2 protein-coding genes are annotated in these 1,354 nt (G+C 26.0%); both read right to left on the reverse strand.

What is annotated here, in order from left to right; translation table 11 throughout:
- On the reverse strand, positions 1 to 638 hold a 638-nt coding region (locus L8W69_RS09110; protein WP_263660882.1), incomplete at its 3' end, for a hypothetical protein.
- Positions 622 to 1,354 (reverse strand): hypothetical protein (locus tag L8W69_RS09115; RefSeq protein ID WP_263666983.1); only part of this gene is annotated, 733 nt, incomplete at its 5' end. The genes L8W69_RS09115 and L8W69_RS09110, both read right to left, overlap by 17 nt.

Genomic DNA, 1,354 nt, shown 5'->3' on the forward strand with positions numbered 1-1,354 from the left:
CCAAGAACTTCGTATATATTGTTGAATATTTCATCTATATTTTTATCATTTTTATAATATTGTCCATTGCCCAGATGGATAGTTTGTGGAAAATATTGTATTTTTGGATTTAAAAAATTTATTATTATTTCTTTAGCTTTTTGTGATATATAGTAACTCAGCTCCTCTCCTTGAGTGAATATTACAAAGGCACCAAATGCTACCAAAGGTGCTGAATCTGGACATAATATACCAACCAAACTCACAATTCCAGCTGCAATTGCAGTCGCAGAAATACCAACTGTATAAACAATAGTTTCAACCCCTTCAGCTATAGCTTTAATAACTACCGACCTTTCGCCATTAAGGACATATTCTAAAGAATAATCCATAATTTTTAAAGTGTTTTCTGTTGGTTTGGTTATTATTCTTATTTTTCTTGCTATTGGTTCTAAAGTAGGATATTGCTTGGAGTAGGAATTTACGGTGTTTTTTAATCTATCTACAGTATCCCGCAAATATTGAGTTTTATCTTGTATGTCTTCTATATCTTGTCTATTAAAATTTGCTATCCAATTCGGTATTATATCTTTTTTAGCAAGCACAGCATTTTCTATACCTTGTCTATCTTCAGGACTTAAATTATTTTCCGCATGCATTTAATCTTCCTTTAGCAATATTTATGAAATAATTAAGTTTTTTTGTTACATATATTGTTTCGTATAATTCTTGATCTTGAAATTTTAAATCTGCATCATGAAATAAATTCATTTTTTTATAAGAATTAATCATATTTTCTAATAACTGTTCTTTTTGAGGTATAGAACACATAAAGTTTTTATCTAAAGTAAAACCAAAAAACAAGATATTATAAGTCATAAAATTAATTTCAAACATTATTTTACCTGGATTATACTTAGATGGTAATTTTTCAATTTCACTCATAAAGACAAGAAACTCATCCACAACATTTAAATAATTATTAATTTCTTTTAAATCAGTGCTATTGGAAATAAAATAAAAATAATTAAGATTATTTTGCATTTGCAAACCAAATAATACATCCTTATTTTTAAGAGCTACCAAATAAGCATTGTCTAAACCTAAAATTTGCATAAATTTAAAATCTTTTTTAAAGTTATGCATATAATTTAATAATTCTTTTTGATTAAGTTTTAATTCTTGATTTAAGTTTTGTTCTACAAAAACTTTTTTAAATTCTTCTTCGTTGCTCTTAAATAGTTTGTATATATCTTTAGCATTTTGATATTCTTTTTCATGATTATACTTATCCCAAAAGATAAGCTCTAAAGGGCGATAAGCTAAGCTTATAAAAATAATCAAAGCTATAAGCAAACCGCAGGGTATATAAAAT

The organism is Campylobacter sp. CNRCH_2016_3089, from assembly GCF_025772505.1.
In the GTDB taxonomy this organism is placed as follows: Bacteria; Campylobacterota; Campylobacteria; order Campylobacterales; family Campylobacteraceae; genus Campylobacter_D; species Campylobacter_D lari_D.